Annotated in this window: 18 protein-coding genes; 10 read left to right on the plus strand and 8 right to left on the minus strand. The window is 48.4% G+C overall.

Features of this window, described 5'->3' with window-relative positions; all coding sequences use genetic code 11:
* Positions 1-7: 7 nt before the first annotated feature.
* Both acnD and prpF read left to right on the plus strand, forming a co-directional pair.
* Positions 8-2,608, plus strand: coding sequence for a Fe/S-dependent 2-methylisocitrate dehydratase AcnD (gene acnD / locus ACO6VG_RS18560; protein ID WP_422137918.1), 2,601 nt, complete (start codon positions 8-10; stop codon positions 2,606-2,608).
* 2 nt (positions 2,609-2,610) lie between these two features.
* Positions 2,611-3,801, plus strand: coding sequence for a 2-methylaconitate cis-trans isomerase PrpF (gene prpF / locus ACO6VG_RS18565; RefSeq protein WP_422475085.1), 1,191 nt, complete (start codon positions 2,611-2,613; stop codon positions 3,799-3,801).
* Positions 3,802-3,827: 26 nt separating this feature from the next.
* On the opposite strand, the gene ppsR is transcribed toward prpF, so the two are convergent.
* Complete coding sequence (ppsR, locus tag ACO6VG_RS18570; protein WP_422133678.1) at positions 3,828-4,649, minus strand: posphoenolpyruvate synthetase regulatory kinase/phosphorylase PpsR; 822 nt, start codon at positions 4,647-4,649, stop codon at positions 3,828-3,830.
* Between the two features lie 205 nt (positions 4,650-4,854).
* Between ppsR and ppsA the strand changes: the two genes are divergently transcribed.
* Together ppsA and rraA are read left to right on the plus strand one after the other, a co-directional pair.
* Positions 4,855-7,224: a phosphoenolpyruvate synthase gene (gene ppsA, locus ACO6VG_RS18575; protein ID WP_422137920.1), complete on the plus strand. Its 2,370-nt coding sequence runs from the start codon at positions 4,855-4,857 to the stop codon at positions 7,222-7,224.
* 142 nt (positions 7,225-7,366) lie between these two features.
* Positions 7,367-7,849, plus strand: coding sequence for a ribonuclease E activity regulator RraA (gene rraA / locus ACO6VG_RS18580; RefSeq protein WP_422133680.1), 483 nt, complete (start codon positions 7,367-7,369; stop codon positions 7,847-7,849).
* Positions 7,850-7,910: 61 nt separating this feature from the next.
* Here the strand turns inward: rraA and ACO6VG_RS18585 are convergent, their stop codons facing one another.
* On the minus strand, positions 7,911-8,900 hold the full coding sequence (locus ACO6VG_RS18585) for a threonine ammonia-lyase (RefSeq protein WP_422475087.1): 990 nt from the start codon (positions 8,898-8,900) through the stop codon (positions 7,911-7,913).
* 180 nt (positions 8,901-9,080) lie between these two features.
* Positions 9,081-10,352 (minus strand): isocitrate lyase, encoded by a 1,272-nt coding sequence (gene aceA, locus ACO6VG_RS18590; protein WP_422133682.1) that lies wholly within the window; start codon positions 10,350-10,352, stop codon positions 9,081-9,083.
* A gap of 386 nt (positions 10,353-10,738) precedes the next feature.
* Between aceA and ACO6VG_RS18595 the strand changes: the two genes are divergently transcribed.
* The 3 genes from ACO6VG_RS18595 to ACO6VG_RS18605 all read left to right on the plus strand — a co-directional run bounded on the left by ACO6VG_RS18595 (position 10,739) and on the right by ACO6VG_RS18605 (position 14,679).
* Positions 10,739-11,695, plus strand: a complete 957-nt coding sequence (locus ACO6VG_RS18595; RefSeq protein ID WP_422133683.1) for a LysR family transcriptional regulator — start codon at positions 10,739-10,741, stop codon at positions 11,693-11,695.
* 163 nt (positions 11,696-11,858) lie between these two features.
* On the plus strand, positions 11,859-11,990 hold the full coding sequence (locus ACO6VG_RS18600) for a hypothetical protein (protein WP_422137921.1): 132 nt from the start codon (positions 11,859-11,861) through the stop codon (positions 11,988-11,990).
* 514 nt (positions 11,991-12,504) lie between these two features.
* On the plus strand, positions 12,505-14,679 hold the full coding sequence (locus ACO6VG_RS18605) for a malate synthase G (RefSeq protein WP_422133685.1): 2,175 nt from the start codon (positions 12,505-12,507) through the stop codon (positions 14,677-14,679).
* A gap of 82 nt (positions 14,680-14,761) precedes the next feature.
* On the opposite strand, the gene purB is transcribed toward ACO6VG_RS18605, so the two are convergent.
* From purB to mnmA, 3 genes are all read right to left on the minus strand, one after another.
* The gene (purB, locus tag ACO6VG_RS18610; RefSeq protein ID WP_422137106.1) at positions 14,762-16,132 is read right to left on the minus strand and encodes an adenylosuccinate lyase; all 1,371 of its coding nucleotides are present in this window, start codon (positions 16,130-16,132) and stop codon (positions 14,762-14,764) included.
* A gap of 77 nt (positions 16,133-16,209) precedes the next feature.
* The gene (gene hflD / locus ACO6VG_RS18615) at positions 16,210-16,821 is read right to left on the minus strand and encodes a high frequency lysogenization protein HflD (RefSeq protein WP_422133686.1); all 612 of its coding nucleotides are present in this window, start codon (positions 16,819-16,821) and stop codon (positions 16,210-16,212) included.
* 87 nt (positions 16,822-16,908) lie between these two features.
* Complete coding sequence (gene mnmA, locus ACO6VG_RS18620; protein WP_422475089.1) at positions 16,909-18,057, minus strand: tRNA 2-thiouridine(34) synthase MnmA; 1,149 nt, start codon at positions 18,055-18,057, stop codon at positions 16,909-16,911.
* A 256-nt stretch (positions 18,058-18,313) separates the two neighbouring features.
* Between mnmA and ACO6VG_RS18625 the strand changes: the two genes are divergently transcribed.
* The 3 genes from ACO6VG_RS18625 to clpA all read left to right on the plus strand — a co-directional run bounded on the left by ACO6VG_RS18625 (position 18,314) and on the right by clpA (position 23,556).
* Positions 18,314-20,545, plus strand: coding sequence for an NADP-dependent isocitrate dehydrogenase (locus tag ACO6VG_RS18625; protein ID WP_422475091.1), 2,232 nt, complete (start codon positions 18,314-18,316; stop codon positions 20,543-20,545).
* 306 nt (positions 20,546-20,851) lie between these two features.
* Positions 20,852-21,235, plus strand: a complete 384-nt coding sequence (gene clpS, locus ACO6VG_RS18630) for an ATP-dependent Clp protease adapter ClpS (protein ID WP_422133689.1) — start codon at positions 20,852-20,854, stop codon at positions 21,233-21,235.
* Positions 21,236-21,255: 20 nt separating this feature from the next.
* Positions 21,256-23,556, plus strand: coding sequence for an ATP-dependent Clp protease ATP-binding subunit ClpA (gene clpA / locus ACO6VG_RS18635; RefSeq protein WP_422133690.1), 2,301 nt, complete (start codon positions 21,256-21,258; stop codon positions 23,554-23,556).
* 38 nt (positions 23,557-23,594) lie between these two features.
* Here clpA and infA read toward each other — a convergent pair whose 3' ends face one another.
* Together infA and ACO6VG_RS18645 are read right to left on the minus strand one after the other, a co-directional pair.
* Complete coding sequence (infA, locus tag ACO6VG_RS18640; protein ID WP_252180026.1) at positions 23,595-23,813, minus strand: translation initiation factor IF-1; 219 nt, start codon at positions 23,811-23,813, stop codon at positions 23,595-23,597.
* A gap of 240 nt (positions 23,814-24,053) precedes the next feature.
* Positions 24,054-24,764: an arginyltransferase gene (locus ACO6VG_RS18645; protein ID WP_422133691.1), complete on the minus strand. Its 711-nt coding sequence runs from the start codon at positions 24,762-24,764 to the stop codon at positions 24,054-24,056.
* Positions 24,765-24,785: the final 21 nt, after the last annotated feature.

Here is a 24,785-nt window from a genome sequence, read left to right on the forward strand (position 1 = left end):
TGAAGTTATGAACATTGCCTATCGCAAACCATTACGGGGAACTCAGCTGGATTATTTTGATACTCGTGCAGCCGTCGAAGCGATCCAGTCTGGTGCCTACGCAACTTTGCCATATACTTCCCGGGTTCTGGCTGAGCAGCTCGTTCGTCGCTGTGACCCCGAAACCCTGACGGACGCCCTGAAGCAAATCATAGAACGTAAGCGTGAGCTTGATTTTCCCTGGTATCCAGCCCGTGTCGTGTGTCATGACATTCTCGGCCAGACGGCTCTGGTTGATCTGGCTGGCCTGCGTGATGCGATTGCCGAACAGGGAGGTGATCCTGCCGAGGTTAATCCGGTTGTTCCCACGCAGTTGATTGTTGACCACTCTCTTGCTGTAGAGTTCGGAGGCTATGATCCGCAAGCTTTTGAAAAGAACCGTGCCATTGAAGATCGTCGTAATGAGGATCGCTTTCATTTTATTGAGTGGACCAAAACGGCTTTTAAAAATGTTGATGTTATCCCGGCGGGTAACGGCATCATGCACCAGATTAATCTGGAGAAAATGTCTCCGGTGATTCAGGCCCGTGATGGTGTCGCTTATCCGGACACCTGTGTGGGTACAGACAGCCATACGCCTCATGTTGATGCTTTGGGTGTTATTGCAATGGGTGTTGGTGGGCTGGAAGCTGAAACGGTTATGCTCGGGCGTCCTTCCATGATGCGTCTTCCAGAGATTATTGGTGTTGAGCTATCAGGCAAGCGCCAGCCCGGTATTACCGCAACCGATATTGTTCTGGCCATAACAGAGTTCCTGCGTAATGAGCGTGTTGTTTCTTCTTACCTCGAGTTCTTTGGTGAAGGTGCTGCGGATCTGACTATTGGTGACCGTGCCACTATTTCCAATATGACACCGGAGTTTGGTGCTTCTGCGAGCATGTTTTACATTGATGAGCAAACCATCGACTATCTAAAGCTTACAGGGCGTGAGCCGGAGCAGGTGACGCTGGTTGAAAATTATGCCAGGACAACCGGGCTCTGGGCTGATGATTTGAAAACTGCTGAATATGAGCGTGTACTCAGGTTTGACCTGTCCACTGTTGTTCGTAATATGGCGGGGCCATCAAACCCTCATCGTCGTCTGCCCACCTCTGAGCTGGCCAAGCGTGGCATTGCTGTAAATCTGGACAAAGCTCAGGCCGAAGAAAAAGCCGGTCTTCTGCCCGATGGTGCAGTGATCATTGCTGCGATCACCAGCTGTACTAATACCAGCAACCCTCGCAATGTTGTGGCTGCGGGCCTTGTTGCCAAAAAGGCGAATGAACTGGGTCTGGTGCGCAAGCACTGGGTTAAATCCTCTTTTGCGCCAGGCTCCAAAGTTGCCAGACTCTATCTTGAAGCCTCTGGTTTATTGCCTGAGCTTGAGAAACTGGGTTTTGGAATTGTCGCTTATGCCTGTACGACCTGTAACGGTATGAGTGGTGCCCTGGACCCGGACATCCAGAAAGAATTGATTGATCGCGACCTCTACTCTACAGCGGTATTATCTGGTAACCGAAACTTTGACGGCCGTATCCACCCCTATGCAAAGCAGGCCTTTCTGGCTTCTCCGCCTCTGGTAGTGGCATATGCCATTGCCGGTACTGTTCGTTTTGATATAGAAAAAGATGCACTCGGGACAGATAAATACGGCAATGTCGTCACTCTGAAAGACATCTGGCCAAGTGATGAAGATATTGATGCGATCGTTGCTGAAAATGTGAAACCAGAGCAGTTTAACGAAGTTTACATCCCTATGTTTGATCTGGATAGGGTAGAAGAAGCCAGTAGTCCGCTTTACGACTGGCGTCCAATGAGTACTTATATCCGTCGCCCTCCTTACTGGGAAGGAGCGCTGACTGGTGAGCGAACACTGAAGGGTATGCGTCCTCTGGCACTTTTGGGTGACAACATTACTACCGATCACCTGTCACCATCGAATGCCATTCTGGCGAGTTCTGCGGCTGGTGAATATCTGGCGAAAATGGGATTGCCTGAAGAAGATTACAACTCCTATGCCACACACCGTGGTGACCATTTGACCGCGCAGCGAGCGACCTTTGCTAATCCGAAACTGCTCAACGAAATGTGTCTGGATGACAGAGGCGCGGTGAAACAGGGTTCCCTTGCCCGTATTGAGCCTGAAGGTAAAGAAACCCGTATGTGGGAAGCGATTGAAACCTACATGAATCGCAAGCAACCACTGGTTATTGTTGCGGGTGCCGACTATGGCCAGGGGTCGTCCCGTGACTGGGCTGCGAAAGGGGTTCGTCTTGCCGGCGTTGAAGCTATTGTGGCTGAAGGTTTTGAACGTATCCACAGGACCAACCTGGTGGGTATGGGGGTTCTGCCACTTGAATTCAAGGATGGCACTACCCGTAAAACTCTGGGTCTGGACGGTACTGAAACTTATGATGTTCTGGGTGAGCCTGCTCCACGAGCGAATCTGACGCTGCTGATTCATCGTGCCAATGGTGAAACCTTGGAAGTAACTGTGACCTGTCGCCTTGATACACAAGAAGAAGTTTCTGTATACGCTGCTGGTGGTGTACTACAGCGATTTGCCAAAGACTTTCTGGAGGGCAAATAAGAATGTCGCATGTGCCTCAGATCAGGATACCAGCCAGTTATATTCGGGGTGGCACCAGTAAAGGAGTCTTCTTCACTCTGGAGGACCTCCCTGAGCGGGCGCAGATTCCCGGCGAAGTCCGGGATAACCTGTTGCTGCGGGTGATTGGCAGTCCCGATCCTTATGAAAAGCACACTGATGGAATGGGCGGGGCTACTTCGAGTACCAGTAAAATTGTCATTCTTTCTAAAAGCCGTCAGCCAGATCACGATGTGGATTACCTGTTCGGCCAAGTTTCCATTGATAAGCCTTTCATAGACTGGAGTGGCAACTGTGGCAACCTGACTGGTGCTGTCGGTGCTTTTGCCATCAGTAGAGGTCTGGTTGATCCCCGCCGTGTTCCGGAGAATGGTGTTTCCATGGTGCGCATCTGGCAGTCCAACATCAAAAAGACCATTGTTGCCCATGTGCCTGTCATCAATGGGGAGGTTCAGGAGACTGGGGACTTTGAGCTGGATGGTGTGACCTTTCCGGCGGCAGAAATTCAGTTGGAGTTTCTTGATCCAGCCGACGGCGATGGCGTTATGTTCCCAACGGGTAACCTGATTGATGATCTGGAAGTTCCCTCTCATGTTATAGAGAGTGGGACGCTGAAAGCTACGTTGATTAATGCGGGTATTCCAACCATTTTCCTGAATGCGCAAGAGCTGGGTTACTCCGGAGTCGAGTTGCAGGAAGCCATCAATGGTGATGAAGAGGCAGTGGCACGTTTTGAAACCATTCGTGCTCATGGTGCTGTCCGGATGGGGCTCATTGACCATGTAGATGGAGCTGCAAAACGTCAGCACACTCCCAAGGTTGCTTTTGTCGCCAGGCCTGCCCCATATACCACATCCAGTGGTAAAGAGATCAAAATGGATGATATTGATCTATTGGTGAGAGCCTTATCCATGGGCAAGCTTCACCACGCCATGATGGGAACTGCCGCAGTAGCCGTCGCCACTGCAGCCGCTATTCCCGGAACATTGGTAAACCTGGCTGCAGGTGGTGGTGAACGCAATACGGTTCGTTTCGGGCACCCTTCTGGCGTCTTGCGAGTTGGCGCGGAAGCTGCCCTGGAAAAGGGAGACTGGACAGCGAAAAAAGCTATTATGAGCCGCAGTGCCCGGGTTCTGATGGAAGGCTGGGTAAGAGTCCCCGGGGATTCTTTTTAATTTGACAATCAAAACTCCATCGAATGTTACTTCAGCCGTCGTTTGAGGTGAGCAAGATCCATAATACGAGTAGAAATTTCTTCAACAGAGTAATCAGTACTGTTGATGTAGGGAATACGTTCCTTGCGATAAATCTGCTCAATCGTATGGATTTCAAACTGACATTGCTGGCTGGATGAATAGCGTGAGTTTGGCCGTCTTTCGTGGCGAATACCAGCCAGACGACCGGGATGAATCGTCAGGCCAAACAATTTGTCCCTATGTGGCTGCAAGGGTTTGGGGAGCCTGAGCGGTTCATCCAGGTCTTCTTCTGTGATCGGATAGTTCGCTGCGAATATGCCAAACTGCAGGCCCAGGTAAATGCAGGACGGGGTTTTACCACTTCTGGAGGCCCCCAGCAGAATAATATCTGCCTTGTCATAATTTCTTGTTTTTGCACCGTCATCATTATCAAGAGCGAACTGAACAGCTTCTATACGTCGGTGGTAAATGTGGCTGTGAGTTGTGGAACGTTTTTTGCCCGTTCTATAGAGGGGGTGTTGGCCGAACTCATGCTCAAGACCCGGCAGAAAAGTTTCGAAGAGGTCTATTATATAAGCACCACTGGTGTGGAGTATGCGACTGACGTCTTCATTCAGAACTGTCATGAAGACGACAGGTCTTATCTGTTCTACTTTGTGAATGCTGTGAATCTTTTCAATCAGCTGAATGGTTTTTACAGTGGAATCTATATAAGGGAAGGTAACATGTTGAAACTCATAGCCTTCAAACTGCGCGAGGAGACTCTGTCCGAACGACTCTGCAGTGATTCCTGTGCCATCTGAGACGAAAATTGCCGTTCTTTTCACTTTTTTTCCTTCAAGGTATTTCATTTTATAACAAAATCTAACATAGTGTACCTACCGTAACACGGAAGCGATAGGCTGGACTGAATCTGGTATAACAGACGTTTGTCTTTTGTACAAAAAAGCCAAGAGTTGGCCATAAGCATACAAGCACGCCTGGCTAACCGAAACAGCCATAAGCAGATAGAAAAGAGCGGGGAATGCTGCTTTGAATAATTTTGTAGTAGGCCTGGAGACTCTGGGCATGGGAGACGTCGAAAAAGTCGGCGGCAAGAACGCCTCTTTAGGCGAGATGATCAGTGGCTTAAGCAAGGCCGGGGTAAAAGTCCCGGGTGGTTTTGCAACAACGGCCGAGGCTTATCGGGACTTTCTCGATGGCAACGGACTTTATCAAAGAATTCATAGCCTGTTGGATGACCTGGACATCAATGATATACGGGCGCTGACCACTGCTGGCGCTAAAATCCGTCGCTGGATTATGGAGGAACCTTTCAGGCCGGAACTGGAAGAGTCCATTATTAAAGCTTACCAGTCTCTTTCCGGGAGTGATGACCTGCCAGTAGCGGTCCGCTCGTCAGCGACTGCGGAAGACCTTCCCGATGCCTCTTTTGCAGGTCAACAAGAGACTTTTCTGAATATTCGCGGTGCAAAAAACGTGCTGATTGCTGTTCGCGAAGTGTTTGCCTCGCTCTTTAACGATCGTGCTATTGCTTACCGTGTTCATCAGGGCTTTGATCACAGGAATGTAGCACTGTCTGCCGGTATTCAGAGAATGGTGCGCAGCGAGACCGGTTCTTCCGGGGTTCTGTTCTCTCTGGATACAGAGTCCGGTTTTGATCAGGCCGTGTTTATTACGGCTTCTTACGGTTTGGGTGAGACAGTTGTTCAGGGTGCTGTTAATCCGGATGAATTTTACGTCTATAAGCCTGCTGTCAAAGCTGGACGTCCCGGTATTCTGAGACGTACTCTGGGCAGCAAGGCGATCAAGATGATCTATGGCCACAGCGGTTCGGCAGGTCGTTCGGTAGAAACGGTAGATGTGGATCTGGATGCCAGAGGGCAGTTTTCAATCAACGATGAGGATGTCACTGAGTTGTGCCGTCAGGCCATGGCTATTGAAGCGCATTACGGTTGTCCAATGGATGTTGAATGGGCTAAAGATGGTGATGATCAGCAGCTCTACATTGTTCAGGCTCGTCCTGAAACTGTACAAAGCCAGAGCAGTGGCAGAAAGCTGGAAAGCTTCATCCTTAAAGAGAAGGGCGAATTGCTGGCTGAAGGTCGCAGTATTGGCCAGAAAATCGGTCAGGGTAGAGTTCGCCTGATCGAAGATATTGATGAGATGGACAAGGTTCAGGAAGGCGATGTTCTGGTCACTGATATGACTGATCCTGATTGGGAACCAGTTATGAAGCGGGCTTCTGCCATCGTGACTAACCGGGGTGGCAGAACCTGTCATGCAGCCATTATTGCTCGTGAGTTGGGTATTCCTGCGGTTGTGGGTTGTGGCGATGCGACCTTCAGGCTCAGGGAAGGTACTCCTGTAACCGTTTCTTGTGCAGAAGGGGATACCGGTTTTATATACGAGGGCCTTTTAAACTTCGAGCACAAGGTTCGTGATCTGGATGTCATGCCGGAGTTGCCTTTCAAGCTGATGATGAACGTAGGTAATCCGGATCGTGCTTTCAGTTTCTCTCGTACACCCAACAAAGGTGTAGGTCTGGCAAGACTTGAATTCATCATCAACAAAATGATTGGTGTGCATCCGAAAGCCCTGCTGAATTTTGACAAGCTGCCTGTGGATGTGAAGCGACAGGTAGGTGAGCGCATATCAGGCTACAGCAGTCCGGTAGACTTTTATGTTGAAAAACTGGTTGAGGGAGTCTCCACCATTGCGGCCGCCTTTGCACCGGAAAAGGTCATTGTTCGTCTGTCTGACTTCAAGTCTAATGAGTACTTCAATCTGGTGGGTGGTCACCTCTATGAGCCCAATGAAGAGAACCCAATGTTGGGTTTCCGGGGGGCATCACGCTATATTTCTGAAGATTTTCAGGATTGTTTCGAACTCGAATGCCGGGCTATGAAGCGGGTGCGTGATGAAATGGGGCTGACCAATGTTGAGCTGATGGTACCTTTTGTCAGAACCCCGGAAGAAGCGGGTCAGGTCGTTTCCATCATGGAGAAGTTTGGCCTGAAGCGAGGTGAAAACGGTCTTCGAGTCATCATGATGTGCGAGTTGCCTTCTAATGCGTTGATGGCCGATGACTTCCTGCAATACTTTGATGGTTTCTCCATTGGCTCTAATGATATGACTCAGCTGACATTGGGTCTGGACAGGGATTCTGGCCTGATAGCCCATCTCTTTGATGAGCGTAATCCTGCTATCAAGCAGTTATTGTCGATGGCTATTCAGGCTTGTAGAAGGCAGGGTAAGTATGTGGGTATCTGTGGACAGGGTCCGAGTGACCATCCTGACTTCGCCAAATGGTTGATGGAAGAGGGTATAGAGACTGTATCTCTTAATCCGGATTCTGTGCTGGAAACCTGGCTGTACCTTGCTGACAATGAGTCTCAATAGCGATGAACCCTAAATGAAGCCCGTAATGCGGGCTTCATCATTTCTCTTTATATTCACTATTCACTTCCTTTGTCTTCTTCACTTCATTGATTCCTGTACACTTTTTGTCGGCAAACCTTGTTCATAAAAGAAGGAAAAAAGAATGACTCAGTTTACTACCCCGGATCTTTGTGATGATTTTCCTGAAAAGATCTCCGTTGTTGAACCGGGTTTCAGAAACTTTGGTGGCGTTAATGCTTTTCATGGACAGGTCGTGACCTTGAAGTGTTTTGAAGATAATTCTCTGGTTCGTGAGTGGGTAGGGCAGCCGGGAGAAGGCAGAGTGTTAGTGGTTGATGGCGGTGGTTCCATGCGCAAGGCCATGTTGGGCGATATGCTGGCAGAGCGTGCCGTTGAAAACGGTTGGGCAGGCATTATTATTTATGGCTGCATCAGGGATGTCGATATTATTGCCGATTTACCGCTGGGTGTTCAGGCGCTGGGCTGTCATCCCATGAAGACAGATAAAAAAGGCGTGGGTGAAAGCAATCTGGTCGTCTCTTTTCACGGTGTTGATTTTGTACCTGAGGGCTATGTTTACGCCGATAATAATGGAATTCTTTTCTCCCGAGAGCAGTTGATATGACGCAATCTTGAAGGAGGGTTGAAAAAAGCCTGCTGTTAGACCACACGAAAGGATGATTGGGTCATCGATGAATGATCATGGCGTATTTTTCAATATCAATGTTTCCGCCTGAAGCGATGATTACAGTTGTTTTTCCCCTGAACTTTTCTGAGTGCTGCAATAGTGCCCCGAGTCCAATAGCGCCACTGGGCTCGAGGATTAGCTTCAGTTTGGAAGCCGCAAATCGTATGCCTTCGTGAACAAACTCTTCATCAACGGCCAGGCCGGCGACCTTTGAATTCTGTATGATTGAGAGATTCTTTTCCCCCGGGCTTAAAGCTTGAAGGGCATCACAGGAGCTGAATAGTTTGCCATCTGCTCTGGCGCGCTGCCCCTCTTCAATCGACAAAGTCATTCCTTCGTACCCGGAGGGTTCAATAGCCAGCACTTGGGTATCAGGGTAGTTCACAGTATTAAAAACCATGCTCGAACCGGCGGCCAGGCTACCGCCACCGGTCGGGCATAACAGGAAATGGCAGGTCTCTCCCATCTGTTCAAGTTGTTCGGAAGCTTCCATGGCGACAGCTGACTGACCCTGAATCAGAGTAGCATCATCAAAAGGGTGAAGCAGAGAGTAGTCATGCTGCCGGGAAAGTCTAACGGCCTCTGCGGCGGCTGCCTCCTCTCTGGATGGTTCGGATTGGTAACAGAGTTTAACGTCTGCACCATGGGCGCGGGCACTTTCTATCTTGTTCTTCGGGGCATCAGCGGGCATAACAAGGTGAACATCAATGCCCAATATCTCGCCTGCTGCAGCCAGTCCTCTGGCAAAGTTGCCGGAAGAATAAGCAATAACGCCTCGTGATTTCTCGTGTTTAGTGAGTTTTAGTAGTCTGTAGAGGGCTCCCCTGAATTTAAACGCGCCGGTTTTTTGCAGAGACTCAGCTTTCACAAATACTTTGCCTTGGACCCTGGCTCCCAGTTCTTCACTGGGAATCATAGGTGTCTTTCGAGTGTAGCTCTGCAGGCTTTGATAGATTTCCTTCAGGGTTTTTAAGTCAGGGATAGGCATAGAGGTTCCATTTTGTACAACTCAGTACAGAATAGACACAATGAAGGGGGCGGGAGTTCCTATCGGTATGGAAAATGGCGTGCAATAAGAAACAGCTCTTCATCTGTTGAAGATGAAGAGCTGTTACAGGTACTAAAATTTGTCAGAAAGCTCCAAAATTTCCCACAATCAATTAAGGCACTATCGGTTCTTCTGGATCACGTGTGTGATGTGGTCAAAGTATCCTGTCCCAACTTCTTTCTGAGGGCATGAAAAGGTGTAGCCTCGTTCAAATGCAGCCTGCTCGGGTTGCTGAACCATTTCTGCGTAATGTTTCATGCCCTCTCCCTTACCGTAGTGATAAGCCAGATCAAACATGTTGTGCCACATACTGTGGATACCTGCCAGTGTGATGAACTGGAATTTGTAACCCATCTCACTTAGTTCATCCTGGAAGCGGGCAATGGTTTTATCGTCCATGTTCTTTTTCCAGTTAAAGGATGAAGAGCAGTTATAAGCCAGTAGTTGATTCGGGTATTCGGAACGAATAGCCTGGGCAAAGGTTCTTGCTTCGTCCAGATCCGGTGTCTCTGATTCATACCAGAGCAGGTCGGCAAAAGGTGCGTAAGCCAGTCCCCGGGCAATCGCCTGTTCAATACCCTTGCGGGTGCGATAGAAGCCTTCTTTGGTTCTCTCGCCGGTCAGGAAAGGCTGATCATAGTCATCGATATCAGAGGTGATCAGATCAGCTGTGCTGGCATCGGTTCTTGCCATAAGCAAAGTCGGAACTCCAGCGACATCTGCGGCCAGTCGAGCAGAAATCAGTTTGTCAACAGCTTCCTGGGTAGGAACAAGAACTTTTCCTCCCATGTGTCCGCACTTTTTGACAGAAGCCAGCTGGTCTTCAAAGTGAACACCCGCAGCGCCAGCTTCGATCATGCTTTTCATCAGCTCGTAAGTGTTACGGACTCCACCAAAGCCATCTTCACCATCGGCAATGATGGGAGCGAACATATCTCTGTATCCTGTATCGCCTGGTTCGATACCATTTTTCCATTGGATCTGATCTGCTCTCATGAAGCTGTTGTTCATTCTTTCGATTAACGCCGGTACCGAATCTACCGGATAGAGAGATTGATCGGGGTACATGGAGCTGGCCGAATTATTGTCGGCAGCCACCTGCCAGCCAGACAGGTAAACGGCTTCCAGTCCCGCTTTAACTTGCTGCAGTGCCTGACCCCCTGTCAGAGACCCCAGACTGTTTACGTAACCCTTGCGTGACTTGTTTTCATAGAGTAGAGTCCAGAGTTTCTCTGCTCCCATTTGTGCAAAGGTATTTTCTACCTTAATGGAACCGCGCAGACGGACGACATCCTCAGCTTTGTAGGTGCGTTTTACATTGGCCCAACGAGGATTTTCTGACCAGTCCTGTTCGATACGGGCAATCTCTTCAGCGCGATTATAAGTTGACATTGTATCGCCTCTCCTGAAAATCAAACGGTTGTTTGTCAAGGCAATTTCAATCTATAACAAAAGATAACAAACTTGATAATTTATTATGGTTATAGTGAATATTCTCATCAAAAATGTCACAATATCCTTCCCTTGCCACTACATAGTTGGCTCTTTTACTGAAAAACTCTTCTTTATAACCGGAAAGTTAATGTCACAAGACTTCCGGAAGCTTTAAAGCAGTATTCTCTGGATTCAGGTGTCCTGAAGTGTCATTCAAAGAGCTTGCTGCTGCTTATAGCAATAAATGGGGCGTTTTTCAGGATCAGAGGATTGTTTGACTTTGCAGCAGGGGGATAACTATTCTTGGCCATCTGGCGAACCGCTTCAGGATGTAAACAAAAAATATGAACTTGGCTCGTGTTGATCTGAACCTGCTAGTGTATCTGGATGTGCTTCTGCGTGAAAGAAGTGTCACTAAAGCGGCTGAGCAACTGGGCATAACCCAGCCAGCGATGAGTAACGGGTTGAAAAGACTCAGGAGTTTGTTTAATGACCCTCTGCTGGTAAGAACCAGTGAAGGCATGTCTCCAACAGAGAGGGCTCTTGCCCTGAAACCCCAGATTGCAGACGCTTTGAAACTTTTGGAGCAGGCTCTTCTGCCCAGGGATGCCTTTAATCCTGGAGAGAGTTCCAGGGTGTTTCGTGTTATGGCCAGTGATTATTCAGAATCCACTGTCATTCCCATGGTGCTGAAAAAGCTCAGAGCTGAGGCTCCGGGGATTACTCTCGATATTCTCACGCCCAGCGATGTGACCTTTCATGATGTGGAGCATGGTCGTGTTGATATGGCCATTAACCGTTTCAGTCATATGCCGCAATCTTTTCACCAGTCATTGATCTGGGAGGACTCTTTTTCCTGTGTCCTGAGTCGCGACAATCCGGTTATTGGTAATTTCACCCTTGATAGTTATCTTTCCGCGCAGCATATATGGGCAAGTAAGACAGGTATGGGTGTCGGGGTGGGTATTGACCCAAAAGATGTTCAGCAACTCGGATGGGTTGATGAGGCGTTGTCGGCTATTGGTCACAAACGTGACATCAGGGTCCTGACGAGACATTACCAGGTAGCCATGCTGCTCTCATCCCAAAATGACCTTATTGCGACTCTGCCCAGTAAGTTGGCTGAATTGCACCGCCATGAAGATGAGCTGGTGGTTTTGCCGCCGCCGTTTGAGATCCCCCCAATCCAGCTTCGTATGGCATGGAGTCCGTTGTTGCATCACGACGCCGGGCATAACTGGCTACGGCAGGTCATCAAAGCTACTACACAACAAACCAAGCCGGGTGACGACCCTGTTTGATAACAAATGATAATTTATGTGAAATAAGTGGTCTATCTATCTAGAAAGTTGTGTTAACTAGTGTTAATCTCTGATTGCCTTTGAGCGATGGCGGGTAGCTAAGTGCTTTGCCTGTCGAAGTCCTGATAATACCCAAACGAGACCCACCGGAAGGTAAGATAAAATGAACTGGTTAACACAACTGAGCACAGAGCACACGCTTTACCCTGTGGCTGATGAATGTATTGAAAATATATCAGAAAGTTACTACCTGATCATCGCTGAGCAAAAGCAGGAATCACATCCGGACGATTGAGTTTCAGAATCCAGAAAAGCCGCCGTTGTGCGGCTTTTCTGTGCATAAGCTTTGTTAATAATTGCTATTTATTGAAAAAATATCATATATAACTGAGTTGAATTGGTCATCACCTGTCGGTTCAAACAGAATAGTGCCAGACTTGAGCTGTCGGATTTTTTGGTGAAAATCAGGCGGTCCATCTCAACATTGGCATTGTCCCCCACCTTATTTCGGTGAGGGTTCCCTGTTGGTCACCTGACAGGTTTCTGTTACATGGTTCGCTGCTCAGGGTGTAATCTTGGTTACTGCGTAAAACTCTCCCAGAGGGAGCTTTTATTGGGCTAATCAAGTTTGCTTCCAGGGTCTCAAACCAACTCTGCAGACTTAACATCCCGTGAGCCCCACGGCAGGTCTGACAGAAGCAGAAAAAATAGTTCACAGGCTTGCTCTTCGCAAGCCCCGCTTACATCTCCACCTGGTTCGGTGGTGGTCTTACGCGAATTGAAGATAAAAGCGTGTAGAAGGAAGGCATATGGCTGATCGTATTCAGATCGGAGGTTTGCAGATAGCAGCCCCTATCCACAATCTCTTGGTTGAAGCTATTGAGGGCACTGGAGTGACTCCAGAGGTCTTCTGGTCAGGTTTTGAGGGTGTTCTGGATGAGTGCGTCCTTGAGAACAGGTCTCTGTTGCAGAGGCGGGAGGCTCTGCAAAATCAAATTGATCAGTGGCATAAAGAGCATAAACAGCAGCCTCATGATCCTTCTGCCTATAAACAGTTTCTGTTGGAAATCGGTTACCTGCAATCTGAGGGCGAAGGCTTTAAGATTACGACGGAAAATGTTGATACAGAAATTTCCTCCCAGGCGGGACCTCAGCTGGTTGTACCAGTGATGAATGCCCGTTTTGCCCTTAACGCAGCGAACGCTCGTTGGGGAAGTCTTTATGATGCTTTGTATGGTACTGACGCTATTCCTGAAAGTGATGGTGCTGAGCGTGGTAAGGGCTATAACCCTGTGCGTGGACAGAAAGTCATCGCTTTTGGTAAGGCATTGCTTAATCAGGCGGCGCCTCTGGCTAAAGGAAGTCATTCCAGGGTGGCTGGTTATGCTATCAAGGAAGGAGAATTGGCTCTCTCTTTGGAAGACGGCAGCGTCACGGCGCTGGCCCAACCTGAAAAGTTTGTTGGGTATACAGGCAGTGAAAAAGCGCCTGACAGTGTTCTGATCAAAAATAATGGCCTTCATATTGAGATTCAAATTGACCGTCAATCTCCTATAGGAAAGGCTGATGCGGCCGGAGTGAAGGATCTGGTGGTAGAGGCAGCTCTGACAACTATTATGGACTGTGAAGATTCTGTGGCTGCCGTCGACGCTGAAGATAAAGCGTTGGTTTATCGAAACTGGCTCGGATTAATGAAGGCAGACCTGCAGGACACATTCATTAAAGGTGATAAAACCTTAACCCGTCAGCTGGTTGCTGATCGTAACTATACATCCCCCGCAGGTGAAGCGTTTTCTCTGCATGGCCGGAGTCTGATGTTTGTTCGAAATGTCGGGCATCTGATGACTACTGATGCCATTCTGGATCGTCAGGGAAATGAAATTCCAGAAGGCATTATGGATGGAATGTTTACTTCGCTGATTGCCATGCATGACCTGAAAAAACAGGACGGCATGAGAAACTCCCGTACCGGCAGTGTTTATATTGTTAAGCCAAAAATGCACGGGCCAGAAGAGGTAGACTTTACTAATAAGCTGTTTGGCAAGATTGAAGATGTTCTGGGTCTTGAGAAAAATACCCTGAAGGTTGGCATAATGGACGAAGAGCGTCGTACTTCTGTCAATCTCAAAGCCTGTATCCGGGCGGCCAGAGATCGCGTTGTCTTCATTAATACAGGTTTCCTTGATCGTACTGGAGATGAAATACACACCAGCATGGAAGCTGGTCCGATGATTCCAAAAGGCGAAATGAAACAGTCCGCCTGGATCAATGCTTACGAGGACCAGAATGTTGAGGTAGGACTTGACTGTGGTTTGGCCGGTCGTGCTCAGATTGGTAAAGGTATGTGGGCTATGCCGGATGAGATGGCCAAGATGCTGGCGACTAAAATCGGGCATCCCCAGTCAGGAGCGAATACCGCCTGGGTGCCTTCACCTAATGCCGCGACACTGCACTCTACTCATTATCATTCCGTAAATGTTCTTGAAGTTCAGGAATCTATAGCTGAGCGTCAAAGAGCGAGTCTGGATGATCTTCTGACTATTCCTTTGCTGCACGACAGGGCTTCTCTGACTGAAGATGTGATTCAGCAAGAGCTGGACAACAATGCTCAAGGTATTCTCGGTTATGTTGTTCGATGGGTGGATCAAGGTGTGGGTTGTTCAAAAGTTCCTGACATCCACAATGTTGGCTTGATGGAGGATCGCGCAACGCTGCGTATCTCCAGTCAGCATATGGCCAACTGGATGAGGCATGGTGTCTGTTCTGAGGAGCAGGTGATGGATGCCATGAAGCGTATGGCAAAGGTGGTTGATGAGCAGAATGCCGGGGATCCTGAATACCGACCTATGGCTCCCGATTATGATGCCAGTGTTGCTTTTAAAGCAGCGTGCGAGCTGGTCCTGAAAGGTTGTCAGCAGCCTAATGGATATACCGAACCGGTACTGCATGCAAGAAGGCGTGAATTTAAAGCCACTGCAAAATGAAATAACTGAATGGTAATGAATAAAGCCCTCAATTGAGGGCTTTGTTGTCTTGAAGCGATTTGCTCGCTTCGCTATCGTCAGGTTAGATCGCTCTAGCTTGAGAAGCGGCGTTGCCCACATAATTCGCGGGTGTCAGCTTCTTAAGTTCAGCTTTTACCCCGGCAGGCATGTTCAGGTTGTCAATAAAGGCCTCCAGAGTCGCCTGGGTGATGCCTTCCTGACCACGAGTCAGAGCCTTGAGCTTTTCGTAAGGCTGCTCAATACCGTATCGGCGCATAACTGTCTGGATGGGCTCCGCCAGAACTTCCCAGGCATTATCCAGGTCTTCATTCAGGCGTTCGGCATTGATCTGTAGCTTGCTGATACCTTTCAGAGTCGATGCATAAGCAATCAGGCTGTAACCCAGACCCGCTCCCAGGTTGCGCAGAACGGTTGAGTCTGTCAGGTCGCGCTGCCATCGGGAAACAGGCAATTTCATAGCCAGATGCTGCATAACGGCATTAGCAATACCGAGGTTGCCTTCGGAGTTTTCAAAGTCAATCGGATTAACTTTGTGAGGCATGGTGGAAGAGCCTACTTCGCCGGCCACAGTTTTCTGTTTAAAGTATCCCTGGGAGATATAGCCCCAAATATCACGATCAAAATCGATCAAGACAGTGTTGAAACGGCAAATGGCATCAAATAGTTCAGCGATGTAGTCGTGAGGTTCAATCTGGGTGGTGTAGGGGTTCCATTCCAGACCCAGACTGGTGACAAACTTTTCAGCATGTTGCTGCCAGTCAATTTCAGGGTAAGCGGACAGGTGAGCATTGTAGTTACCAACGGCACCGTTGATTTTGCCTAGTGGAGTAATTCGGTTGATTTGCTGAACCTGACGGCGCAGACGGTAAGCAACGTTTGCCATCTCTTTGCCCAGCGTGGTAGGGGAGGCTGTTTGTCCGTGAGTACGGGACAGCATTGACTGATCGCTGTGCTGATGAGCAAGACTTTCGATTTCCTTGATGATCTGATGCATGGGCGGAAGTACCGCCTGTTCAATGCCAGTCTTCAACATCAGCCCGTGAGACAGGTTGTTAATGTCCTCGGAAGTACAGGCAAAGTGAACAAACTCACTGATAGTAGCCAGCTCACCGTTATCCTGTATTTTTTCCTTGATCAAGTACTCAACGGCCTTGACATCATGGTTCGTGGTGCGCTCAATTTCCTTGACGCGCTGGGCATCCTCAAGGGAAAAGTTGTCGACCAGCCGGTCTAAGAGGACGTTAGCACCCTTGGATAGTTCAGGAACTTCGATGATTTCGGGGTGGCTGGCCAGTGCCTGTAACCATTTAACTTCAACGGTCACTCGAAAGCGGATCAGACCATACTCACTGAAAATGCTTCTCAGGCTTTGGGTCTTGTCCCCATAGCGACCGTCGACGGGGGAAACAGCAGTCAGTGCAGACAGCTCCATGTTTAACATGCCTTATGCTCATAGAAAGGGCGCATCATACCGGAAAAAGGCTTTGGATGCAGGGTGGATGATTTGGTTTAAAGCTGATTCAAGCCGTTCAATAACTTTTTTCGGCTAAGTAATAACTGCCAGCGGCTGCCACCTGTCTGGCGCCAGAGAATGGCAGCCCGTATCCCGGCAAACAAAATGGCGCGTATCTTGTCAGCATTGCCCTGATTCTGAAGATGTTGGAGGTCGCCTGAAACTTGCACTCTTGTCTTAAAGGTGCTGATGGTGTCGAGGTAAATACCGGCAAGGCTGGCAATAACATTTTCATGGAGGATGCCAAAGTGGTCGGCCTGTTCCCTGCAGCGTTGCAGGCGCTGGGAGATCTCATTCAGCATGTCACGATTTCGGGAAAGTTTGCGTTCCAGATGTATCAGGGTCAGGGCATAACGAACGGTGTCGGCCTGGATCGCGTCGGCCTGACGTTGCAGGACATCTTTCAGTATTTTTCTGCCAGTGAGCAGGCTGTCGTAACCATTGAAGACATCCTCAACGCGATCAGGAGAGATGACAAACAGGCTGCCAATCAGTGGTTCGAGTGGCCCTTCACTGATTTGCCCGCTCTTGGCCAGACGTTCTACAAGGCCAGCAGCCTGAAAAATCGCTGAGAGGGCAGCTGCCTGTTCCTTTGCTGTGTATTGCACCTGAGTTTCTCTACCTTACTTATGCTTTCTCTTTTCGGAAGGTTGTCTGCTCCCGGTTGTGGAGAGTTGAGCGAACTGATTGATGTCTTATTGAATCTGAGCCTCACTCAGAGAGTGATGTCTGGTTTCAATAACTCCACCGCCCAGACAAATATCATTCTGGTAGAAAACAACAGACTGCCCCGGAGTGACCGCCCTCTGAGGTTCGTCAAAGACCACAAGATATCTCCCGTCTGGTGTTCGCTCAAGGCGGCAGGCCTGATCCTGTTGTCGATAGCGGATCTTGGCGGTCAGGCTGGCTGGCATTTCCGGCGCTGAGCCGGAGATCCAGAATATTTCAGAAGCGGTCAGGGCTTCAGAGAACAGCAAGGGGTGACTATTGCCCTGAGCAACGATCAGTTGATTGTTCTCAAGATCTTTCTCAACAACATACCAGGGCGATTCTGAAGCGCCTTTCAGTCCACCAATACCAAGACCCTGCCTTTGGCCGATGGTATGGTACATCAAGCCTGAATGCTCGCCAATAACTGTGCCCTGATCGGTCGCAATGTCGCCAGGCTGGGCCGGAAGATACTGCTTCAGGAAATCACGAAAACGGCGCTCACCAATAAAGCAGATACCTGTGCTGTCTTTCTTGTTGTGGGTGATCAAATCGTGTTCTTCTGCTATGCGCCGAACTTCGGGCTTTGCTATTTCACCCACTGGGAACAAAGTTCTGGCCAGTTGTTCGGTTCCGACCTGATGCAGGAAGTAGCTCTGGTCTTTATTGGGGTCAAGACCCTTTTTGAGGCAAGCCCGGTCATTAATGTTGTCTCTGCGGGCGTAGTGGCCCATGGCGATACAGTCAGCTTCCAGTGTCAGGGCATAATCCAGAAAAGCCTTGAACTTGATTTCCTTATTGCAGAGAATGTCGGGGTTGGGGGTGCGTCCGGCCTTGTATTCCTGCAAGAAATGCTCAAAGACATTATCCCAGTATTCAGCAGCAAAATTGGCTTTATGGAGTTTAATACCAATTTTGTCGCAAACGGCCTGAGCATCTTCCAGATCGGTCATGGCAGTGCAGTATTCAGTGCCATCATCTTCCTCCCAGTTTTTCATGAACAAACCTTCTACCTGGTAACCCTGCTGTTTGAGCAGAAGTGCAGATACCGAGGAATCAACACCTCCGGACATACCCACGATTACACGGGTGTCTTGAGGGTTTTCGTCAGAAAAAGTGGCACAAGAGTCTATCATAGTTACTGTATGGCTGAATCGGGAAGCAGGGCATTGTACCTGTCTGGCTAATTCAGTTCTATAGAGTATTTCGATATGCAAACAGAAGATTGTGTAGCAAAACTACATTTATTCCTTACGCACATTGGTATATCTTATAGGCGATAACGTCAAAAGCGTTACGGGGCTGTGCAAATAAAGTGATAAATAGTGGTCGTCAAACTCCACTTAAACCCCTCCGCAGAGGCACCACAGCCAGTTGTTTTTTGGAGATAACATGACAACAGATACAACCAGAATTATTTACACTATTACTGACGAAGCTCCCGCCTTAGCCACCTATTCACTGCTCCCTATTCTCAAGGCTTTTACCCGAGCCGCAGACGTAGCCGTTGAAACCAAGGATATTTCACTGGCTGGTCGAATCATAGCTAATTTCCCTGAGAAGTTGAGTGCAGCACAAAAGCAAAGTGATGCTCTGTCTGAGTTGGGTATGCTGGCTAAGACGCCTCAGGCAAACATCATCAAGTTGCCTAACATCAGTGCTTCTATCCCGCAACTGACAGATGCGATCAAAGAGCTACAAGAACACGGTTATGACATTCCTGATTTTCCTGTAGAACCCGGGAATCCTGAAGAAGAAGTCATCAAGGCTCGTTATGCCAAAGTGCTTGGTAGTGCGGTAAACCCGGTTCTTCGAGAGGGTAACTCTGATCGCCGTGTTGCGGCTCCCGTAAAAGAGTTTGCGAAGAAGCATCCTCACTCTATGGGTGTCTGGACTGCAGATTCCAAATCTCACGTTGCTCATATGTACAGCGGTGACTTCTACTCCAGTGAGCAGTCAGCAGTCATGCCCGAGGCTACGGATGTAAGAATCGAGTTTGTTGGCAGCGATGGATCTGTTTCGGTGCTAAAACCGAGTACGAGCTTGTTGGCCGGTGAAGTTATTGATAGCGCTGTCATGAATGTGAAAGCTTTGAGGGCATTCTACGAAGCTTCTGCTCAGGAAGCTAAAGAGCAGAATGTTCTGCTCTCCCTGCACCTGAAAGCAACAATGATGAAGGTTTCTGACCCGATCATGTTTGGTCATGCTGTCACAGTCTTCTTTGAAGACGTGTTTGAGAAACACGCTTCTCTATTTTCAGATCTGGGCGTCGATCCGGACAATGGTCTGGGTGACGTTTATGCTAAGATTGCCAAACTGCCTGCTGAGCAGAAGGATGAAGTAAAGGCGGATATTCAGGCCGTATACAAGACTCGTCCTGAGCTGGCGATGGTGGACTCCGATAAGGGTATTACCAACCTGCATGTACCGAACGATGTCATTATCGATGCATCTATGCCTGCCGCTTTGCGTTCCTCGGGCCAAATGTGGGGGCCTGACGGAAAGCTGCATGACACCAAAGCCATGATTCCTGATCGTTGCTATGCAGCTGTTTATCAGGAAGTCATCGATTTTTGTAAGGAGAACGGTGCATTCGATGTCACTACTATGGGTAATGTTTCCAACGTAGGCCTGATGGCTCAGAAAGCTGAAGAGTATGGTTCTCATGACAAAACCTTCAAGGCTCCTGCAAACGGCATTATCCGTGTTGTAGAAGAGTCTGGCAGTACTGTGTTTGAGCACAATGTTGAAGAGGGTGACATCTGGAGAATGTGTCAGACCAAGGACGCGCCAATTCGCGATTGGGTCAAGCTGGCCGTTAACCGTGCCCGGGCAACAGGGGCTCTGACTCTTTTCTGGCTGGACGAAAATCGTGCCCACGATGCCAACCTGATTGCCAAGGTCAACGAATACCTGAAGTTCCACAATACCGAGGGTCTGGATATCCGTATTCTTTCTCCGGTGGACGCTTGCCGTCTGAGTATGGAAACGATTCGGGCAGGTAAAGATGCCATTTCCGTGACCGGAAACGTTCTGCGTGATTACCTGACTGACCTGTTCCCGATTCTGGAGCTGGGTACCAGTGCTAAAATGCTCTCTATTGTCCCTCTGCTGGCTGGCGGAGGTCTGTTCGAAACTGGTGCTGGTGGTTCAGCTCCCAAGCACGTTCAACAGTTTGTTAAAGAGAATCATTTACGTTGGGATTCTCTGGGTGAATTTCTGGCTATCGCTGTATCGCTTGAAGATATTGCCGTTAAGACTGGGAATGCCAGGGCCCAGATTCTGGCTGACACATTGAACGCTGCTATTGGCCAATATCTGGATGCTAACAAGTCTCCTTCCCGAAGGGTGAAAGAGCTGGACAACCGTGGTAGTCATTTCTATCTGGCTCAGTTCTGGGCAGAAGCTCTGGCGGCTCAGCAAGTAGACCAGGAACTCAGCAGCAAGTTTTCCGGTCTGGCAAAGGAGCTGGTCGAGAAAGAAGGTCAGATTGTCTCGGAACTGGCAGATTGTCAGGGGGGGGCTGTTGATCTGGGTGGCTATTATGAGCCCACTCCAGCTAAAGCCACTGAAGCTATGCGTCCAAGCACTACCTTTAATGCGGCAATTGATGGCATGATTTAATTTCCGGGCATTTTTACCCATCAAGAATGGCTGCAGGCTTGTTCTGTGGTCATTTTCTTGCTTGTCAGATCAAATGATTATTTTTCTGATTCTTTTGCTATTTTATTTCGGTTGTCAGTCGATGGTATCCATGAAATCAATAGCTTTTGAAGTGACGAGTGATGTAAATTGTTTTTCTTTGCTCTCAGCGTGTTTAGAATGGTATTCAGGGTGTAGTGCTTTTGACGTTTTTCGTCATCGACACCTGGTTACAGGCAGTCCAGAGCCTGGTTAATTCAGCTGTAAATTCACCTGGAAGCGAGTGCAATGCAGCAGATAGCAGTTCATCAATACATGAGTAACTTTGAGTGGCTTCGTCTAAGCTTAGAGAATGAAGGGATAGAGCAGGAAGGCGATCATGATATCGCTCTGGCACCAGCTAAAGCCAGAGTCAAACCGCCCGCTATGTATCAGGTTCTGCTCTTGAATGATGATTTTACACCGATGGATTTTGTGGTTGAGGTCCTGGAGAAGTTTTTCAGCATGAGTAGTGAACAGGCAACACAAATCATGCTGATGGTTCATACGCAAGGCAAGGCTGTATGTGGATTGTTCAGCAAAGATGTTGCTGAAACTAAAGCCCAGCAAGTCAACGAGTACTCCAGAGAATTCCAGCATCCCCTGTTGTGCAAAACAATTAAGGCCGATTAGTGTTCTCAGGGTAATATCATATGCTCAATAAAGACCTCGAACTGACTCTTAACAGTGCTTTCCGTGATGTAAGAAGCAAGCGACATGAATTCATGACCGTGGAACATCTGCTTCTGGCACTGCTTGATAATGAATCCGCTTCCCGAGTACTTCTAGCTTGTGGTGTAGAAACCGAAAAGCTGCGCAGGGAACTGATTGATTTTGTTGATTCAACAACCCCTTTAATACCTGCCAACGATACCGAGCGAGAGACCCAACCCACTCTCGGGTTTCAGAGAGTTCTGCAACGCGCTGTATTTCATGTGCAAAGCTCAGGAAAAAAAGAAGTCACCGGTGCTAATGTTCTGGTTGCAATCTTCAGTGAGCAAGAAAGTCAGGCCGTTTATTTTCTGAAGCAGCAGGACGTTGCCCGCATAGATGTCGTCAACTATATCGCTCACGGAATTTCCAAAATGCCGGGCAATGAGTTGGAAGAGTTGGGTGGAGAGCTTATGGAGGAAAGCACTGACTCTGAGGCAGCCGGTCAAGACCCCCTTAAAAATTATGCCACTAACCTGAACGAACAGGCCCGTATAGGTAAGATTGATCCACTGGTAGGTCGGGCAGAAGAGGTTGAGCGGGTATCCCAGATATTGACGCGACGTCGTAAGAATAATCCTCTGCTGGTGGGTGAAGCCGGTGTTGGGAAAACAGCCGTTGCTGAAGGTCTGGCAAAAAGAATAGTGGACGGAGAAGTACCTGAAGTACTCTCCAAAGCGGTTGTGTATTCTCTGGATCTTGGTTCGTTGCTGGCTGGAACCAAATACCGTGGTGATTTTGAGAAGCGATTCAAAAAGTTGCTCAGCGAACTTAAAAAGCTCGATAACGCCATTCTCTTCATTGATGAGATTCACACTATTATTGGTGCCGGTGCTGCATCCGGTGGTGTTATGGATGCTTCTAATCTTTTAAAGCCACTGCTGACTTCTGGCGATCTTCGTTGCATAGGTTCAACGACCTTTCAAGAGTTTCGTGGTATTTTCGAAAAAGATCGTGCCCTGGCTCGTCGTTTCCAGAAAGTGGATATCAGTGAACCGAGTGTTGACGATACCATTGATATTCTTCGTGGTCTCAAGAGTCGCTTTGAAGAGCATCACACCATTGAATATAAGGATGATGCCCTGAAAGCTGCAGCAGAGTTAGCTAATCGCTATATCAACGATCGTCATATGCCTGACAAAGCGATTGACGTTATTGATGAGGCTGGTGCTTATCAGCGTCTTTTACCAGAGAATGAGCGCAAGAAGATCATTGAGGTGGGCGACGTTGAAAGTATTGTCGCCAAGATTGCCCGGATTCCACCTAAGTCTGTTTCTTCTTCTGATAAAGAGTTACTTTCCAAGCTTGAGAGGAATCTCAAAATGGTGGTCTTCGGCCAGGACGAAGCCATTGTTTCTCTTTCAACTGCGATTAAATTGTCGCGTGCTGGTTTGAAGGCGCCTGACAAGCCGGTGGGTGCTTTCCTGTTCTCTGGGCCAACAGGTGTCGGCAAAACGGAAGTTTGTCGTCAGTTAGCCAAGTCCATGGGGGTTGAGCTGGTCCGTTTTGACATGTCCGAGTACATGGAAGCTCATACAGTTTCCAGGCTGATAGGTGCACCTCCTGGCTATGTCGGTTATGACCAGGGAGGACTTTTGACAGAAGCGATCAACAAGACACCCCATTGTGTCTTGTTGCTGGACGAAATTGAGAAAGGGCATCCGGATGTATTTAACCTGCTTTTGCAGGTGATGGATCACGGCACTCTGACAGACAACAATGGTCGTAAAGCTGACTTTAGAAATGTTATTCTGATCATGACGACCAATGCTGGTGCTGAAAGCATGACGCGTACTTCTATTGGTTTCACTGAGCAGGATCATACGACAGACGGTATGGAAGCCATTAAGAAAACCTTTACACCGGAATTCAGGAACCGTCTTGACTCCATCATTCCCTTTGACTCATTGACCGAGGATACTATCAAGCATGTTGTCGATAAGTTCCTTACAGAGCTTCAGGCGCAGCTGGATGAGAGAATGGTTCAGATTGACGTTGATGATAAGGCACGAGAGTGGCTGGCAGAGAAAGGTTATGATCGGATGATGGGGGCTCGTCCTATGGGGCGTGTTATTCAGGAGCATCTCAAGAAGCCCCTGGCGGAACAGATCCTTTTTGGCAAGCTGTCTGAGAGTGGTGGCTTTGTCCGCGTGACGGTCAAGAAAGGAGGGCTGTTCCTGAAATTCGAACCTGCCAAAAGCCTGACTTCGGATCTTGAAGTTGTGGATGGTGAGCAGGGCTGAAAAAAAGCCAGGAGAGGGACAGGGGCAAGAGGCCCCTGTCAGCGGGAACGGTATGTGATACGGCCTTTGGTCAGGTCATAAGGAGTCAGTTCAACTTTGACTTTATCACCTGTCAGAATGCGGATGTAGTTTTTACGCATTTTGCCTGAAATATGTGCGGTCACAACGTGACCGTTCTCCAGTTCTACACGGAACATAGTATTAGGCAGGGTGTCAATGACAGTGCCTTCCATTTCAAGACTTTCTTCTTTCGCCATATAAAGTTTGACCTCAGGAATAGAGCGTTAGCTGAATAAATCTGGCAGGCATTCTGCCTGAAAACCAGCTTTAAAGCAAAGTGAACCGGCCTTTATCCATATAAAAACATTCTCTGTCATCACTTTCGATCCCCATCAAATCCTGATTGACCAGATAATACGGTGAATTAACTGGGAGTTAATGTCGCTGTAGCTGATTAACCCTGTCTGAATAATCAGTTACAGTATATATCAGGACGACTACCTCAAAGTAACCCAGCGGTTGTTAACATAGACTTCCAGAGGACGGTATTGAATTTTGTAACTCATTTTTTTGCAGTCCTTGATCCAATAGCCCAGGTGAAGGTGCTTGAGCCCCAGTTTTTTGGCTTCCTCTATCTGCCAGAGAATGCAGTAACTGCCCAGACTTCTGGTTTTGCTGACTTCAGGGTCATAAAAGGTATAAATTGCAGAGAGTCCATTTGACAGCTCGTCGGTGACTGCAACAGCCACGAGTTTTTCGTCCAGCCAGAATTTGTAGTAGCAACAGAATTCAGGGCAACCTACCAAAAAGGATTGGAATTGCTCCATTGAGGGAGGGTACATATCGCCATCGCGATGCTGTATGGAGATGTATTTTTTGTAAAGCTGATAGGTTTCTTCATCGTATTCAGCTTCGGATCGGGTGACCAGGATATCCCGATTTTTTTTTAATAGCTTTCTGTGCTTGCGTCTGGGTTCGAAACTCTTGGCAACCACTCTGGCCGGAATGCAAGCGTTGCAGCCCTGACAGTGAGGTCTGTATACGTGTCGACCGCTTCTTCGAAATCCAATGTCGGCCAAATGCCGATAAAGAGCTGGATCCAAGTCTTTGTCGGGATCCATAAATAATGTTATAGCCTGCTTATCCTCCAGGTAGCTGCAGTTGTGTGGCTGGGTTGCGTAAAATTTAAGATCTTTAAGTGCGCTCATCAGCTTTGGCCGTCCATTGCC

It is taken from the genome of Endozoicomonas sp. ALB032 (assembly GCF_049310125.1).
Classification (GTDB): domain Bacteria; phylum Pseudomonadota; class Gammaproteobacteria; order Pseudomonadales; family Endozoicomonadaceae; genus Endozoicomonas_A.

Excerpts from the sequence above, each read along its gene's own strand:
- acnD (WP_422137918.1), top strand. The coding sequence starts at position 8 with ATGAACATTGCCTATCGCAAACCATTACGGGGAACTCAGCTGGATTAT.
- prpF (WP_422475085.1), top strand. The coding sequence starts at position 2,611 with ATGTCGCATGTGCCTCAGATCAGGATACCAGCCAGTTATATTCGGGGT.
- rraA (WP_422133680.1), top strand. The coding sequence starts at position 7,367 with ATGACTCAGTTTACTACCCCGGATCTTTGTGATGATTTTCCTGAAAAG.
- ACO6VG_RS18585 (WP_422475087.1), bottom strand. The coding sequence starts at position 8,900 with ATGCCTATCCCTGACTTAAAAACCCTGAAGGAAATCTATCAAAGCCTG.
- aceA (WP_422133682.1), bottom strand. The coding sequence starts at position 10,352 with ATGTCAACTTATAATCGCGCTGAAGAGATTGCCCGTATCGAACAGGAC.
- ACO6VG_RS18595 (WP_422133683.1), top strand. The coding sequence starts at position 10,739 with ATGAACTTGGCTCGTGTTGATCTGAACCTGCTAGTGTATCTGGATGTG.
- ACO6VG_RS18600 (WP_422137921.1), top strand. The coding sequence starts at position 11,859 with ATGAACTGGTTAACACAACTGAGCACAGAGCACACGCTTTACCCTGTG.
- ACO6VG_RS18605 (WP_422133685.1), top strand. The coding sequence starts at position 12,505 with ATGGCTGATCGTATTCAGATCGGAGGTTTGCAGATAGCAGCCCCTATC.
- purB (WP_422137106.1), bottom strand. The coding sequence starts at position 16,132 with ATGGAGCTGTCTGCACTGACTGCTGTTTCCCCCGTCGACGGTCGCTAT.
- mnmA (WP_422475089.1), bottom strand. The coding sequence starts at position 18,057 with ATGATAGACTCTTGTGCCACTTTTTCTGACGAAAACCCTCAAGACACC.
- ACO6VG_RS18625 (WP_422475091.1), top strand. The coding sequence starts at position 18,314 with ATGACAACAGATACAACCAGAATTATTTACACTATTACTGACGAAGCT.
- clpS (WP_422133689.1), top strand. The coding sequence starts at position 20,852 with ATGCAGCAGATAGCAGTTCATCAATACATGAGTAACTTTGAGTGGCTT.
- clpA (WP_422133690.1), top strand. The coding sequence starts at position 21,256 with ATGCTCAATAAAGACCTCGAACTGACTCTTAACAGTGCTTTCCGTGAT.
- infA (WP_252180026.1), bottom strand. The coding sequence starts at position 23,813 with ATGGCGAAAGAAGAAAGTCTTGAAATGGAAGGCACTGTCATTGACACC.
- ACO6VG_RS18645 (WP_422133691.1), bottom strand. The coding sequence starts at position 24,764 with ATGAGCGCACTTAAAGATCTTAAATTTTACGCAACCCAGCCACACAAC.